Source organism: Shewanella sp. MMG014 (assembly GCF_018100775.1).
In the GTDB taxonomy this organism is placed as follows: domain Bacteria; phylum Pseudomonadota; class Gammaproteobacteria; order Enterobacterales; family Shewanellaceae; genus Shewanella; species Shewanella japonica.
The window spans coordinates 457,547-473,023 of sequence record NZ_JAGJDZ010000003.1; the positions used below are offsets into that span (position 1 = coordinate 457,547).

14 protein-coding genes are annotated in these 15,477 nt (G+C 41.4%); 7 read left to right on the top strand and 7 right to left on the bottom strand.

Translation table 11 applies throughout. From position 1 onward, the window contains the following. Window positions 1-404: 404 nt before the first annotated feature. The 6 genes from J8L86_RS07285 to nqrF all read left to right on the top strand — a co-directional run bounded on the left by J8L86_RS07285 (window position 405) and on the right by nqrF (window position 6,271). The gene (locus tag J8L86_RS07285) at window positions 405-1,766 is read left to right on the top strand and encodes a Na(+)-translocating NADH-quinone reductase subunit A (RefSeq protein WP_065109529.1); all 1,362 of its coding nucleotides are present in this window, start codon (window positions 405-407) and stop codon (window positions 1,764-1,766) included. Then, a complete protein-coding gene (locus J8L86_RS07290) occupies window positions 1,766-2,983 on the top strand; it encodes an NADH:ubiquinone reductase (Na(+)-transporting) subunit B (RefSeq protein ID WP_065109530.1) in 1,218 nt (405 codons plus the stop codon). Before J8L86_RS07285 ends, J8L86_RS07290 begins: the two co-directional genes overlap by 1 nt. Continuing rightward, window positions 2,973-3,746, top strand: coding sequence for a Na(+)-translocating NADH-quinone reductase subunit C (locus J8L86_RS07295; RefSeq protein WP_211029540.1), 774 nt, complete (start codon window positions 2,973-2,975; stop codon window positions 3,744-3,746). Before J8L86_RS07290 ends, J8L86_RS07295 begins: the two co-directional genes overlap by 11 nt. Continuing rightward, on the top strand, window positions 3,743-4,363 hold the full coding sequence (locus J8L86_RS07300) for an NADH:ubiquinone reductase (Na(+)-transporting) subunit D (RefSeq protein WP_065109532.1): 621 nt from the start codon (window positions 3,743-3,745) through the stop codon (window positions 4,361-4,363). The genes J8L86_RS07295 and J8L86_RS07300 overlap by 4 nt, the downstream gene beginning before the upstream one ends. 5 nt (window positions 4,364-4,368) lie before the next feature. Beyond that, on the top strand, window positions 4,369-4,977 hold the full coding sequence (gene nqrE, locus J8L86_RS07305; RefSeq protein WP_055025195.1) for an NADH:ubiquinone reductase (Na(+)-transporting) subunit E: 609 nt from the start codon (window positions 4,369-4,371) through the stop codon (window positions 4,975-4,977). A gap of 76 nt (window positions 4,978-5,053) precedes the next feature. Beyond that, window positions 5,054-6,271, top strand: a complete 1,218-nt coding sequence (gene nqrF, locus J8L86_RS07310) for an NADH:ubiquinone reductase (Na(+)-transporting) subunit F (RefSeq protein ID WP_065109533.1) — start codon at window positions 5,054-5,056, stop codon at window positions 6,269-6,271. A 532-nt stretch (window positions 6,272-6,803) separates the two neighbouring features. Here the strand turns inward: nqrF and J8L86_RS07315 are convergent. From J8L86_RS07315 to yjjX, 7 genes are all read right to left on the bottom strand, one after another. Beyond that, window positions 6,804-7,994, bottom strand: a complete 1,191-nt coding sequence (locus J8L86_RS07315; RefSeq protein WP_065109534.1) for a hypothetical protein — start codon at window positions 7,992-7,994, stop codon at window positions 6,804-6,806. 28 nt (window positions 7,995-8,022) lie between these two features. Beyond that, on the bottom strand, window positions 8,023-8,940 hold the full coding sequence (locus J8L86_RS07320; protein WP_197495537.1) for an FAD:protein FMN transferase: 918 nt from the start codon (window positions 8,938-8,940) through the stop codon (window positions 8,023-8,025). Window positions 8,941-9,693: 753 nt separating this feature from the next. Beyond that, window positions 9,694-10,869 carry a membrane dipeptidase gene (locus tag J8L86_RS07325; protein WP_211029542.1) on the bottom strand — a complete coding sequence of 392 codons (1,176 nt, stop codon included), beginning with the start codon at window positions 10,867-10,869 and terminating at the stop codon, window positions 9,694-9,696. Window positions 10,870-10,909: 40 nt separating this feature from the next. Further along, window positions 10,910-11,317, bottom strand: a complete 408-nt coding sequence (locus J8L86_RS07330; protein ID WP_348772649.1) for a SufE family protein — start codon at window positions 11,315-11,317, stop codon at window positions 10,910-10,912. Window positions 11,318-11,446: 129 nt separating this feature from the next. Then, window positions 11,447-12,670, bottom strand: a complete 1,224-nt coding sequence (locus J8L86_RS07335; RefSeq protein ID WP_211029543.1) for a cysteine desulfurase — start codon at window positions 12,668-12,670, stop codon at window positions 11,447-11,449. 156 nt (window positions 12,671-12,826) lie between these two features. Next, window positions 12,827-13,867 (bottom strand): NADP(H)-dependent aldo-keto reductase, encoded by a 1,041-nt coding sequence (locus J8L86_RS07340; RefSeq protein ID WP_065109537.1) that lies wholly within the window; start codon window positions 13,865-13,867, stop codon window positions 12,827-12,829. Window positions 13,868-13,947: 80 nt separating this feature from the next. After that, window positions 13,948-14,574 carry an inosine/xanthosine triphosphatase gene (gene yjjX, locus J8L86_RS07345; protein ID WP_211029551.1) on the bottom strand — a complete coding sequence of 209 codons (627 nt, stop codon included), beginning with the start codon at window positions 14,572-14,574 and terminating at the stop codon, window positions 13,948-13,950. Between the two features lie 88 nt (window positions 14,575-14,662). On the opposite strand from yjjX, the gene J8L86_RS07350 reads away from it, so the two are divergent. After that, window positions 14,663-15,445: a ribonuclease H family protein gene (locus J8L86_RS07350; RefSeq protein WP_192021502.1), complete on the top strand. Its 783-nt coding sequence runs from the start codon at window positions 14,663-14,665 to the stop codon at window positions 15,443-15,445. Window positions 15,446-15,477: the final 32 nt, after the last annotated feature.

A 15,477-nucleotide genomic window follows, 5' to 3' on the forward strand; every position in this document is an offset into this window, starting at 1 on the left:
GACACGGTATAAGCGCCTTGCTTGTGCCGTGTTTTTACTTTTAGACTATTTTTAGTCTTCAATGTTAACATTTGCGTTTTTCACCAAGAAGAACGTTAACATCCTCCAAGAAATTTCATTTCATTGTCATACAGATATTGTTGAGTTTACTGTGATCTAGGTCTATGTTGTTTGGTAGTATGTTGTGCTACATCAACAGCGCTTGGTGAGTTTTTGTGCTTATTGGGCCGTTTTTTAGTTTCATAATTGAAATTTTATCTCGGACTCAGTTCAAAGTTTTAGCTCAAATTCGTTTTTTGTCGTACATTTATTTCACATTATATTTAAAAGGTGTGACTTCAATAGCGGATTTGGCTCACAAATTTATTTAATATGTGGTATCTGAATTTTAAAGGTTACAAGTAATGGCTGGATCCTCAAATCAGGTTATAACAATTAAACGAGGCCTTGATGTGCCTATCGCGGGGGAACCGCAACAAGTCATCGAATCAATAAAAGCGACGTCGAGAGTAGCAATTCTTGGTGAAGAGTACGTTGGTTTAAAACCGACTATGCTGGTTGAAGAAGGGGATATGGTCAAAAAAGGCCAGGTACTTTTTGAAGACAAAAAAACACCAGGAGTAAAATTCACAGCACCAGCAAGTGGTGAAGTCATCAGCATTAATCGCGGTGAAAAACGCGTATTATTATCTGTTGTTATTCGCTGTGAAGGCGACGAGTCGGTGAGTTTTGACATTGCTGATGATGTGCTGGCTTTATCTCGGGATAAGGTAAAGAGTAATCTCGTCAATAGCGGTTTGTGGACTGCACTTCGCACCCGTCCTTTTTCACGTATTCCTGCCCTTGATGCAACTCCGAGTGCAATTTTTGTCACTGCGATGGATACCAATCCATTAGCGGCGGATCCTCGCATTGTGATTGCAGAGCATGAGGAAGCATTCAGTCAAGGCTTACAAGTACTGTCTCGGTTAACTGATGGCAAAGTCATACTCTGTCATGATGAAGGCGCGAGTTTACCCGGCAGTGATGCTCAGCAAGTAGATTCACACCAGTTTGGTGGGGTACATCCTGCAGGTCTTGTGGGCACGCATATTCATTTTCTTCATCCTGTAAACATTGAAAATGTGGTTTGGCATATTGGTTACCAAGATGTCATTGCGTTTGGCAAACTATTTCAAACTGGTGAGTTATTCAACGAACGTGTTGTCGCGTTAGCGGGCCCCAATGTGTTAAACCCACGATTGATTCGTACCCAGCTTGGTGCCGATTTAGGTGAAATGGTAGAGAAAGAAATCAAAGATATTCAGTCTCGAGTCGTGTCGGGATCTGTGCTCTCTGGTCATACTGCTGTCGGGGTTTATAACTACTTAGGTCGTTATCACACCCAAGTTAGTGTGTTAACTGAAAATGCTCGCCATGAGCTTTTGCCGTGGGTGAGACGCAATAAAGAAAAGTTCTCCCTTACTGGCATTATGATGTCGGGTTTTAGCCGCACGAAAAAGCTATTCGATTTCACCACTCATGCGGGGGGCTCACCACGGGCAATGATGGCGTTTGGCCAATTAGCACGTGTGATGCCTTTGGATATTTTACCTACCTTACTCGTCAGAGATTTAGTGGTTCGTGATACTGATGAAGCTCAGCTATTAGGCGCATTAGAATTAGACGAAGAAGACTTAGCGTTATGCACTTTTGTTTGTCCCGGAAAGTATGACTTCGGTAAAGAGTTACGTGCTTGCTTGGATATTATCGAGAGGGAAGGTTAATGGGTCAGCAACAAAATAAACCGGGTAAGCAAGAGCAGTATTACGCTCACGGGCACTCGATGAAAAGCTATTTGCGCTCTTTATGGATTGCACGTGGCCGAAGCACCAAGGGTAAAGTACATGTACGTGATGCTATTGACGTCAAACGTACTATGCACATTGTGGGTATGTGTTTACTGCCTGTGCTGCTTTTTGGCATGTACAACTTAGGGCTTCAAGCTCAAATCGCCATAGCAGCAGGTGCTACTCAACCTGATAGTTGGCAATTAGTTATTTTTAATGCGGTTTTTGGACCACTGACAAGTGAATCAGGCTTACTGAGTTTGTTTGCTTATGGTGCCAGCTACTATGTACCAATTTATCTCGCCACATTAATCGTTTGCTTATTTTGGGAAGTGATTTTTGCCAAAATGCGTAAGCAAGAACTTCACGAAGGCTTTTTCATCACAGCCTTGTTGTTCTCGATTATTGTGCCAGTCTCAACACCGTTGTGGATTATTGCTATTGGCGTGTGTTTTGGGGTGATTGTCGCGAAAGAGATGTTTGGCGGCATGGGGTATAACTTCTTAAATCCTGCCTTAGCGGGTTACGCCTTTATTTATTTTGCATATCCGACAGAAGTGGCTGCAATTAGTCAGTTTGTCGCGGTAGACGGCTTCGCTGGCGCTACTACATTAACCGAAGCTGCAGCGAGTCGCGCTAACCTTTACGCTGATGTCAGTTGGTTAGGTGCGCTGTCAGATCCTAAATGGATGGATGCCTTTTTAGGCTTTACTCCTGGTTCGATTGGGGAAACAAGCACCTTAGCCATTTTGATTGGTGGTGGCGTGTTATTACTGACTCGTGTTGCAGATTGGCGAGTGGTCGCTGGTGTGTTGTTAGGTATGATTGCCACGGCGATTTTATTCAATCTTGTTGGCCCTAGCAAAAACTCTATCGCTGCAATGCCGTGGACATGGCACCTTGTGACAGGTGGCTTTGCCTTAGGCATGATGTTTATGGCAACGGACCCTGTGACCGCTTCATACACGCGCAATGCCAAATACGCCTACGGCGCATTAATTGGTTTTATGACTGTGCTGATACGAGTACTAAACGTAAAACTTCCTGAAGGCATTATGTTAGCGATTTTGTTTGCGAATTTATGGGCACCGCTATTCGATTATCTGGTGGCTCAAGCCAACATTAAACGGAGACTAAAACGTCATGGCCTTTAAGAAAGATACTGTCGCAGGCACGATGATATTTATCATCAGTTTGAGTTTAGTGTGTTCGTTTATGATTACCGGGACCGCTGAAATTCTCAAAGAACGTAAGTTGGCCAAAAAACGAGATGAAATACAGCAATTTGTGTTGCGCGCAGCCAATGTTGATATCAGTAATGGCGATTTTCGTGAACTCTTTGCCGAGCGAGTGACACCTAAGATGGTGAATCTGGATTCTGGTGAATATGTCGCACAAGAAAACCTACTTGATTTCGATGACCGTATGGCGGCAATCAACCCTGATAGTTCATCTAAGCCTAAAAAAGATACCGCCAAGATTAAGACTCGTGCGGATAATATCCGAATTTTTGAAGTTCGAGATGAATCAGGCAGCTTATCGAGCGTCGTTATGCCTATATATGGCAAAGGTTTATGGTCAATGATTTATGGCTATTTAGCAGTCAAGCCTGATTTGAATACGGTTGAAAATATCATTTTCTACGAACATGGTGAAACACCTGGTATTGCTGACTTTGTTACCGATCCACAATGGACTGACTTATGGAAAGGCAAACAGCTATTTGATGAACAAGGCAAGATTGCTATTAAAGTCGTCAAAGGTGGCGCTAAAGAAGGTGACATTCATGGGGTTGATGGTGTGAGTGGAGCGACTCGAACTGGTGTCGGTATTCAGCGCGCGGTTGAGTTTTGGTTTGGGGTAGAAGGTTTTCAAACCTTTCTTAAGCAGTTTGCTCAAGCGGAGGCTAAGTCATGAGTAGTGCTATTTCTACTAAGCAGATTTTAACATCGCCTATTTTTGCTAATAACCCTGTTGCGATGCAAGTATTGGGTGTCTGTTCTGCTCTAGCTGTCAGTAACTCTATGCAAACGGCATTAGTGATGACGCTTGCGGTGACATTTGTATTGGTGTCATCTAACTTAATCATTTCTACCATTCGCAACTTTATCCCAAACAGTGTGCGGATCATTGCGCAGATGACTGTGATTGCTTCTTTGGTCATCATTGTCGACATGGTACTTCAAGATGTGGCATACGAGTTGTCTAAGCAGTTATCTGTTTTTGTCAGCTTGATTATTACTAACTGTATCATCATGGGACGTGCTGAAGCATTTGCGATGAAGTACCCACCGCATCTCGCCTTGGTTGATGCCCTCGGTAATGCTATGGGATATGGCGTTATCTTACTGGGTGTCGCATTTGTTCGTGAACTGTTGGGGCGTGGGACCTTATTTGGTCATGAAATATTTACCACCATTGAAAACGATGGTTGGTATTTGGCAAATGAAATGTTCACCTTACCGCCTAGCGCATTCTTTTTGATCGGCGTGATGATTTGGGCCATCAATGTTGTGCAGCGTAAGAGAGGGTAATGGCAATGGAACATTATATTAATTTATTTATTCAAGCTGCGTTTATCGACAATATGGCGCTGTCTTTTTTCTTAGGTATGTGTACGTTTCTTGCTGTATCTAAGAAAGTGTCGACTTCTTTCGGTTTAGGGATTGCCGTTATCGTGGTGATGATGCTGGCTGTGCCGTTAAACCAGGTCATATACGTTAACGTACTTGCGCCAGGTGCATTAGCTTGGGCTGGCTTTCCTGAGTTAAACCTTAGTTACTTACAGTTGATTACCTTTATTGGGGTTATTGCAGCGTTAGTACAAATTTTGGAAATGTTTTTAGAGCGCTATATTCCAACCTTGTACCAGTCTCTGGGGATTTTCTTACCACTTTTAACAGTAAACTGTGCCATTTTTGCTGGGGTAATTTTTATGGCGAACCGCGATTACAACTTAGTTGAATCTATGGTGTTTGCTGGTGGTAGTGCTGTGGGCTGGGCCATGGCGATTATCTTGTTAGCGGGCTTACGTGAGCGGATGAAATTCCATGCGATTCCACTTGGCTTACAGGGTATCGGTATTACCTTTATTACCACTGGATTAATGGCGCTAGGCTTTATGTCATTTGCTGGTATCACGCTGTAATGCTGGCAAAAAAGATAGTGACAAAAGTGAACTCGAATTCTCTGAGTAATGACACATTGTTGAGAAGGTACATTTAATGGAAATGGCAATCGGCATAGGCATGTTTACCATTGTGGTAAGTTTGCTGGTAATGGTAATTTTATTCGCTAAAAGTAAGTTAGTTAACACTGGCGATGTCACCATTGGGATTAATGGTGAGGCTGATAAGAGTGTTCGCACTCCAGCTGGTGACAAATTGTTAGGCGCCCTTGCTGGACAGAATATTTTTATTCCGTCTGCATGCGGCGGTGGTGGCACATGTGGCCAATGTCGTGTGACAGTTAAGTCTGGTGGCGGAGATATTCTGGCTACTGAACTTGACCACATAACGAAAAAAGAAGCAAAAGAAGGTTGTCGTTTAGCTTGTCAGGTTGCTGTGCGAACTGACATGGAACTAGAAGTAGACGAAGAGATATTTGGTGTTAAAAAGTGGCAATGTGAAGTCGTCTCAAACAATAACCAAGCCACCTTTATTAAAGAGTTACTGTTAAAGGTACCTGAAGGTGAAGAGGTTCACTTTAAAGCTGGAGGCTACATTCAAATTGAAGCACCAGCTCACGAAGTGAAATATGCTGATTTCGATATACCTGATCAATATCGAGATGACTGGGAGCGTTTTGATCTATTTAGCTTAGTATCAAAAGTCGATGAAGATGTTTTACGTGCGTATTCAATGGCCAACTACCCTGATGAAAAGGGAACCATTATGTTGAACGTACGTATTGCTACTCCACCTACAAATGATTTACCACCTGGACAAATGTCTTCGTACATTTTTAATCTCAAAGCGGGTGATAAAGTCACGATTTCAGGACCATTTGGTGAATTCTTTGTTAAAGAGACCGATGCTGAAATGGTGTTTATTGGTGGTGGTGCAGGTATGGCACCCATGCGTTCACATATCTTTGATCAGCTTAAAAGTAAGCAGACCAAACGTAAGATGTCATTCTGGTATGGTGCACGTTCTGCGAGAGAAATTTTCTATCAAGATGATTTTGATACATTAGCAGCTGAAAATGAAAACTTTGAATGGCATGTCGCACTGTCAGATCCTTTACCGGAAGATAATTGGCAAGGTTACACAGGCTTTATTCATACAGTGCTGCTTGAGAATTACCTTAAAGACCACAAAGCCCCAGAAGATTGTGAATTCTATATGTGTGGCCCTCCAATCATGAACTCTTCTGTCATTAACATGCTAGAAAGTTTAGGTGTTGAAGAAGAAAATATTCTACTTGATGACTTTGGTGATTAACCATTAAGTTACAAAGTAAAATCAAAAGCTGAAACTGAGATTTCAGCTTTTTTATATCTCATACTTGGCTGAAAGTGATAATTATGTCTAATGGGTAACACCGGATTTGCTTAAGCTTCTTATTTAAGCCTTTCAGCTAAGCCTTTCATTTAAGTTCTTCAGTACAGCTTTTCAAGACAGCTTTTCAATATAGCTCCTTGATATAACCTCTCGATATAGCTTTTCGGTTGAGTCCCTTGAATGAGTTTTTTGCGTGAGTTTCTCGCATGATTTTTTTGCATGAGTTTTTTGCGTGAGTTTCTGGTATAGGTCTGTTGATTCAATTGTCGGTTTGAAAGCCACTACAAAATGGTTTTTAACGACATGCTATTTAATAGCGTATCAGAGAGTAAATTAACGACGTAGTGAAGAGGCTACAAAGCTTGGTTGGTAAAAAGCTCAGCACGTACTTGTACACATAAAAAAGCGCTTCTGAGGGAGTGGCAGAAGCGCTTACAGTAACGATTTATTGTAATCGTATTACTTTGGCTTATTAACCTAGTGGAATAATGCCATCAACTTTAATAACCAGTGAACATGCACCTACTTTTGTCCAATCAACATCTGATGGAGTAAAGTCTTCGCCAGCACCTAGACCAGGAACTTCAGTGACCCAATCAAAGCCTTTAAGTGCAGTACGCTCGTAATCAATTGTACCTAAGATACGTGCACCCATGTTGCGCTCAAATTTGGCTGAAAGCATCGGAGAGTATTCATAGTAAGCTAAACGAGTTTCACCTTCAGTGACAGCGTTATAACAAGTATTGTTTTTACCGATACTCATTGAAACATAATAGTTTCCATCGTCTTCAAGCTTCATACCGTAGCCGAAAATCGCCACGTTTGGTGTTTCTACCATTTCAGCTGTTTCATCATCAGTAAACTTGTTTACTGTAGTGACTAATTTAGCGCCCATTTGGTTTTTGATTGCGCTTAATTGGTATTCTTTACCATCGTTCGGGAACATGTCTGCCATGTATTCACGGTTCTGAAGGCCACAAGCTGTTTTCAGTGTTTTAGCACCAGTTCCATCTGACACTTCTTTCCACTCGTAGTTGTAAATGCTGCCATTTAAGCGTTGAGCTAGGTAATCGGCATTTAAGAATGAGCCAGTTCCGTAGTAGAACGAACCTGATGCACCTGTTTTACCATCGACTAATGTGTCATCTGGCTCAGGTTGTGGGAACGTTGGATCTTGTGGATCGCCTGGATCTACCGGCGGCGTTTCATCATGTGGATTATCATGACAGTTACTACAAGTACCGTAATCGCCATGTGGAACATTAGCAGGGTCGCTACCTTCATAGTTATGGCAGCTCATACAGTCATCAGATGCCATTGCAGAAGCGAATGCCGCTACAAGTGGCTCTTCATCTGCAGGTGCATTTGGGTCGATATAATCAAAGTTAACGCCTTCTTCAGCACATTGGTGTGCAAAAGTAGAAATATAACCAACGGCCTTAGTTTGTAATTCATCCGCTTTAGTCACTAAGTTAGCATTGTCTTCTACTAAAGAATCATTTGCTGCTGTTAGTTCTGTATTTTTAGTATTTAGCTCAGCGTTTTGAGCTTCTAATTGCTCAATTTGATTTTCAAGACCTGACGTATCAGTGTCATCATCACTACACGCAGTTAGTCCAAGCATAGCGATACAAAGAACGCTTAATTTAAAAGTTTTTTTCATCGTTTTTCCCCTATTAATAGTTTGATAACTATTCTTTTATATATTTTTTAAAGCTCTCAGAATGGTGAGTAATCAACTTGCCAAACTTATCCTCAATGATCATGATTGGGATTTGGTGTTCATTGGCGATAGCCAATGATTCTTCGACAGAGAGCACCATAAATGCTGTTGCTAATGCATCTGCTGTCATAGAATATTTTTCAATTACTGTGGCTGAAACCACAGTGTGAGCAACGGGTCTACCTGAGCGTGGATCAATTAAATGAGAGAAGTGGTGGCCGTTTTTCTCGAAGTACTTACGGTAATCTCCTGAGGTGGCGACGGCTGCATCTCCTGGATTAATAATTTCCATTTGCCCCGTTGAGTAAGCAAAAGGTTTATCGATTCCGACTTTCCAAGCTTGTTGCTCAGCGTTAAGTCCTTTTATTCGTAATTCACCACCGATATCGACAAGGTAATTGTGAATACCATTCAGCTCCATTACATCGGCAACAACATCGACTCCAAAGCCTTTGGCAATTGAAGACAGATCAATCTCTAAGCCATCAATTGTTTTTGTCAGTTGATTGTTTTCGATTTTAATATGTTGGATCCCAACGTATTGTTTGGCATTGTCGATGGCTTTTTGAGTCGGGACTTCGGTTGCTTTACCGTCTGGGCCAAACCCCCATAAATTAACTAATGGCGCAACGGTTACGTCCAATGTATGGTTTGTTAATTCAGCAATGCGCAGTGCCTCTGTCATGACGTATTTCATGTCTCGACTGATAGTGATAGGCGTATTTTTAGGTGTTTGGTTAATTTGGCTGATTTCAGAATCTTCACGCCAAGTCGACATTGATTGATTGACGTTTTCGAGACGAGTTTCTATTTGTGCTCGAATGTTTGCCATATGAGCAGGTGTGATTTTTTCTGCTGTCCAAGAGACCTTATATTTATTGCCCATGGTTTTTCCATGAACAGTTCTCATCTCTTGAGCATTAACTTGTGTGATGAAAATGCTATATAAAAATAGCCCAAAGATTGTTTTGAAAGTACTTGAATTCATATTCATAACAAGTTTTTGTAAATAGTAACTTTTGTTTTATTAGAATATGAGACAGTCATTTTTATGTAAATTTATACACAGAAAATCCTTTTTTTGATGTTTAAATTTGCGCTTTGTATCATTCTGTTATGTGGTTTTTTGATCTAGGTCTATGTTTTATAGTGTTAAATTAGTAAAGGATGCTATATGCCTTACCATGTTCGTTTTTTATATCGTTTAGGTATAAAAATTCAAAGCAAACAATATTTAATCTATTAAAAACTGCTATTAATGTGATGTAGGTATAAATTTTATTGTTTTTATTTAAACCAATGAAAAATGTTGCAATATAAAATGAATTTCAAAAAATGAAATGGTCTTTTTTGATATTTAGAATTGTTAATAATTAATACAGAGGCATTTGAAAGTAGATTCTTTTTGAAAGGAAAAAATATAGATGACTGTTTCAACTCGCGTTTTATTATCGTTGAGGGTTGCTATTTTAACGTTATTCTAAAGGGTGATTCTTGGAATAAAGAAATTTACTTATTTAGCCTATTAGTCATTTAGCCATTAAATAAATAGCCTATTAGGCAAACGGGGGGAGGTGATGCTGGGGACTAACCCAGCATTAGGCATGTATTAGTGCATTTTTGAACATTGATTAAGGGGTTAGATCAACACCTGATTAAGCACGCGTTGCCAGTTGCCTCCTAAAAAGCGGTCACGATCGCTAGATTTATAGCGAGCTTTAGCTAAGGCATCATCAATTCGACTCATTCTGTCTATATGGTTCAGTTCCGGTATCACGACGTGCTGAGGCAGGTTCTCAAAACCCAAGACATTTTTTGCTGCTAAACTTTGCCACCATTCGTGGTATTGCTTTACACCTTCTTCGTTATTGTTATCTAACGCTAACAGGTTTTCTTGACCTCGCAGCGGGTAATCATTGGCAATCGCAACAGCGTTCACCCCGCCGATTCTGGCAACTCTATCTAATTGACGTACATAATCATCAATTGTGGGCACAGGATCGTTGGTTAGCCAAAAGCTCATCATAAATACCCCAAATACGCCGCCAGTATCTGCAATGGCTCTGATAACCTCATCAGGTGAACAGCGGGCGTTATTTACAATAGAGCGCACAGCGCCGTGACTTTGTACTATGGGCACTTGGCTCGCTTTGGCTGTATCTAACGCTGTTTGCGGACTGGAATGACTAACATCAATAAGAATATTACGCTGGTTGAGTGCACTAATGAGCTGTTTACCGTCATCAGTTAGCGGTTTGTTTAACCCTTGGTTGCCGTCATTATCTAATGCGCCGCCCGCAAAGCGATTTCCGTAATGGTGGGTTAATTGTAATACCCGTAATCCGTGCTGATGAAACTCATTCAAGCGTTGCCACTGCTGACCTTCACCTGAAAAGTTATCATCTTCAACACAATCGGCACCTTGTATTTGAAAATAAACCGCAGTGCGTTGTTCAGCCCTGGCGCTAGCAATATCACGCCCACTGAGACCCTGTAATAAAATATCTGGATTGTCTATTACCCGTTGCTGAGCTTCTTTAATGCTGGCAATGCAGGCTTTGTAACTGCGTTTATAGTTTGTGGTGCCATCGGGCTGAGTAATCGCTTCAATATCAGAAATATCACAAATGTACGCATCTAGTTTTGATGCGCGCACATCATCAAGGTTATCAGGAAGAAAACTAAGTCCATCGATATAAAGGCGCTTATTTGATTTCGCAAGTACAGAAGAGCTGTAAAGCGGGCAGAGAAGACTGGCAGCGGCAATGCCCTTGAGAAGTTGTCGTCGGCTTTGGTTACAAGCGCTTGTTGTCATGTGGTTTCCTTTTTAGACGCTTGTAATCATGTGAAGCTGATTATGTTGCGGCAAATTGCTTTATAGCATTGGCTAAGGCGGTGACGCCATTGGTACGCGACGGGCTTAATTGGCCACTTAGCCCTAAATGTGAAAAATAACGCTCTAAATCAAATGAAGTAATTTCAGCAGAGGTCTTTCCGTGAGTCGCATCGAGCAGTATAGCAATAAGACCCTTAACTATACGTGAATCGCTGTCAGCACAAAAAAAGTGTTTATCTACTTCTTGATAGTGATATAGCCAAGCTTGGCTTTCACATCCTTTCACTTGAGCTGTGTCTACTTTAAACGTTTCATTTAATGGAGCAAGTACCTTACCTACCAGCATAATTTGGCGATATTTATCTTGCCAGTTTGTTGCTTGTTGTATGGCGAGAACAGCCTGAGAAACCTTGTCATCTAATGGTATAAAACAGCTTTTATCTGGCGTATCAACGAGTATGTTTTTTGATGCTGCGTGATTCAAAATAGGCCTCAATGGGAATGACTAAATACTATTACGGTTTAGCTGTAAAGGTTTAAGCGAGTTAAGGTTAAGTTATAACAGTAATTCTTTAACTTTACGAAGTGCATCGATAAATAGGTCAATATCTTGCTTATTATTGTATAAACCAATGGATGCACGACAACAGCCTTTAAGGTTTAGGTGCTGCATTAATGGCATGGCGCAATGGTGGCCACACCGAACGGCAATACCTTGCTGATCGAGTAATATGCCCACATCTTGATGATGCTCGCCTGCAAGGTTAAAAGCGACAACTCCAACATTATTAGGACCTGCACCATAGAGGCTTATGTCACCCAACTGAGCCAGTTGTTGCTGTAAGTAGTGCAGTAAAGTTTGCTCATGTTGCTCAACCAAATCACTGGGTAAGTCACTCATAAAGCTAATTGCAGCGCCTAAACCGATGACGGCAGAAATAGCTGGGGTGCCAGCTTCTAATTTGTTAGGCAAACTACCAAATTCCGTACCGTTAAAGCTGACCGTTTTGATCATTTCGCCACCCGTTAACATCGGGGTTAAGGTATCTAATATCTGGTAGCGACCATAGAGGATGCCAACCCCTGTTGGACCATACATTTTATGGCCTGAAAATACATAAAAATCACAACCAATTTGTTGAACATCAATAGCAAAGTGAGCGATGGCTTGCGCGCCATCAACTAAGGTGATGGCACCTGCTTGTTTGGCTTTTTGAGTTAATTCTATGATCGGGTTAACTGTGCCTAATGCATTAGTCACATGGGTTAGGGCGACTAGTTTGGGTGCTAATGACAGCAACTGCTCATACGCATCAACATCGATCGTTAAATCATCATTGAGTGGAATTGGTTTAATGATGGCGCCAGTTTGCTTTGTCAGTTGTTGCCACGGGACAATATTGGCATGATGGGCGGCTGTATCGACCAAGATAATATCGTCTTTATCAAATTGTGCAGTTAATCCATGCGCCACCATATTGATTGACTCAGTAGTTCCATGAGTAAAGATGATTTCATCGACTCGATTGCTATTGATAAACCCTTGAACTTGACTACGTACAGCCTCATAGTCGCGCGTTGCTCGAGCTGATAATTGATGAGCAGCGCGGTGAACATTGGCATTATTTAGTTGATAATACTGATTCACAGCATTGATGACGGACTGAGGCTTTTGGCTCGTCGCCGCAGTATCTAGATAACATAACGGTTGCCCATCAATCTGTTGAAACAGGGTGGGAAATTGGGCTCTAATCGCATCATGTTCAAAAGCTTTCGTCATTGCAAACTCACTTTATTAACGCCAACCTTAAATAACACGCGCGGATTCAAGCATTGTCGATAAATAGAAATTGGGCTAAGCCCTAAATAGAAACGCCACGATCTTCATAGAAAGTGGCGCTTATTGCAAGTCTAGCATGAACGATTAAGCAGTTTATTAAGGGCAAGGCATTCGGTAACGTAAAGACAATTCATCAATTCTTGCCAATAATTCAGGGCTAAGGGTTACATCAAGACTGTCGATGTTTTCTTTAAGCTGATCTAGCGTCGTTGCGCCAATAATATTAGAGGCAACAAAGCGTCGACTATTTACAAAAGCCAGTGACATTTGTGTTGGACTTAGATTGAACTCTCGAGCTAACTCAATATAAGCTTGGGTTGCTTCAAGTGCCATTGGGGTGGCATTGTAGCGAGCAAATCGCTTGAACAAGGTCAGTCTGGCTTTTTCTGGCCACTGATTATTTTCATATTTACCGGTTAGCGCACCAAAAGCGAGCGGTGAATATGCCAGTAAAGGCAGCTCTTCTCGGTGACTAATTTCAGACATTCCTACTTCAAAACTACGATTCAGTAAATTATAAGGATTTTGCACGCTAACGATTCGAGGTAAGTCGTGTTTCTCTGCAAGGCGAAGGTATTGCATCAGCCCCCAAGGCGTCTCATTTGATACGCCGATATAACGCACTTTTCCTTGGCGAACGACTTCAGCTAACGCTTCTAATGTTTCAAGAATGGGCGTTTGATGTTCTTCTTCATCATGGTTATATAAAAGCTCGCCGAAATAGTTACAATTTCTGTCTGGCCAATGTACTTGATACAAATCAATCGTATCTATCTGTAATCGCTCAAGCGATGCATCAACTGCTTGATGGATATTTACCCAATCTAACGCCATATTAGGTCGGATAAAGTCGCTTTTAACACCTGCTGCAGACACTTTTGTGGCAATCACTAGGTTATCGCGGTTACCACGCTGAGATAAATATTGGCCAATAATTCGTTCAGTTTCGCCTTGAGATTCAGCTTTTGGCGGAACGGGATACATTTCGGCAGTATCAATAAAGTTAATACCGCGACTTAGGGCGTAATCGAGTTGTTCAAAAGCATCTTGTTGTGAGTTCTGTTCTCCCCAGGTCATAGTGCCCAGGCAAATTTTACTGACATCAAGACTGGTATGAGGAATGCGTTGATATTCCATTTATTTCTCCTATGGAATGCAGTTACTTTGAAGTTATCAAGCTTTTGCGTTAAACAAAAGCTTGATATTCCGTTAGCAATTTAACTGTTGAATATCTCGGCATTTATAAAGGGGGCCATTGCTAAAATAATGGCTTGGGTATAAATACTTTCTCGTGTAGCTAACCCTTGTGTTAGCAGACCAATTGCACCACCTTTTTGCTTGATGTTGTCAGTATTAAATAAACGATCCATCACATGGCCAAGCTCTTCACCTTGTTGTAATGATTGATAAACTTGTGCTGGTAATGGCAGTAGTGCACTGCGTCCAATAGATATTTGCTGCTGATGAATGATGGCCATATAGGCAAAGGTGGCTGGGCCATGATTAAAATGATCAACCCCGCCTTCCATAGCGATGTAAAAGTCGGCTTTTGTTTCTGCCATAGTGTTTGCTAAGTCTTCAGACTGGCAAAATTGAACACGATTAATTGCCCCCTGTTTTGTTTCTTGCTCTGTCATGGGTTGATCTGCAACAAGAGAGGGAGCATGTTTGCCAATGCAATGTATTTGGTGATGGGGGAAATATTGGCTGAAGGCGACTTTGGCGGCATTCACTTTTACTGGATTTTTAGAACCAACAATAATGGTCAGTTGTGCAATTGTTTGCTCGCCAATTGATTTTTTATCATGCAGAGGCTGCGTTTCAAGCTGAGTAGGATTTGACATAGTTTTATATTCAATTAGTTATTTTAGTAGCGGCATAAGCTACACTGATGCGCATTAAGTATCTTACGCTATTTTACAGAGAGTCATCATGGCAAAGAAGTTTTATGTTGTCTGGTCAGGTCGAGAGACGGGTATTTTTACCAGTTGGGATTACACCAAGAAGTTGGTGGATAAGTTTCCTCAAGCCAAATACAAGTCGTTTCCCACTGAGGCGCAAGCTAAAGCGGCATTTGCGGGGGCAGCCTCAAGTAGTATTGGAAAGCCAGCTAGCAAAAAAGCGAGCGGTAAAAGTATCAGCCAAAGTACCAGTAAAGTAGAGTCAATTAAGACGACGAATATTGATCTTTTCAGCCATGATGTCATGGTTTTTACTGATGGTGGTTGTGAGCCAAACCCTGGTAAGGCGGGTTCAGGAATGGCGGTTTATCGCCAAGGTGAAGTGAGTGAGCTTTGGTATGGGTTATTTAATCCTAATGGCACTAACAATAGTGCGGAACTAAATGCCTTGTATCAAGCGTTATTGGTGGCTGAAAAAGCCTTAAACGATAAGCAAACCGTTAAAATATTGAGTGACTCGCAATATTCCATTAATTGTATTACCAACTGGGCCTATGGTTGGAAAGCCAAAGGTTGGAAGCGAAAAGTTGCTGGTGATATTGCTAACCTTGAAGTGATACAACAAGCACACGAATTATATGACGCCATTAAAGGCCAGATTGATATTGCTCATGTGGCTGCTCATATCGGCATTGAAGGTAATGAACTGGCTGATCGCATGTCGATTTACGCTATCGATCAAAAAAATACTGAATTTAGCCAATATGATGAACCTATCAATTTAACTGAGATTCTGGCTCTTAGGACAGGTTAGTCGTCATTTCCTTTCTTTGAGAGATGATAGTT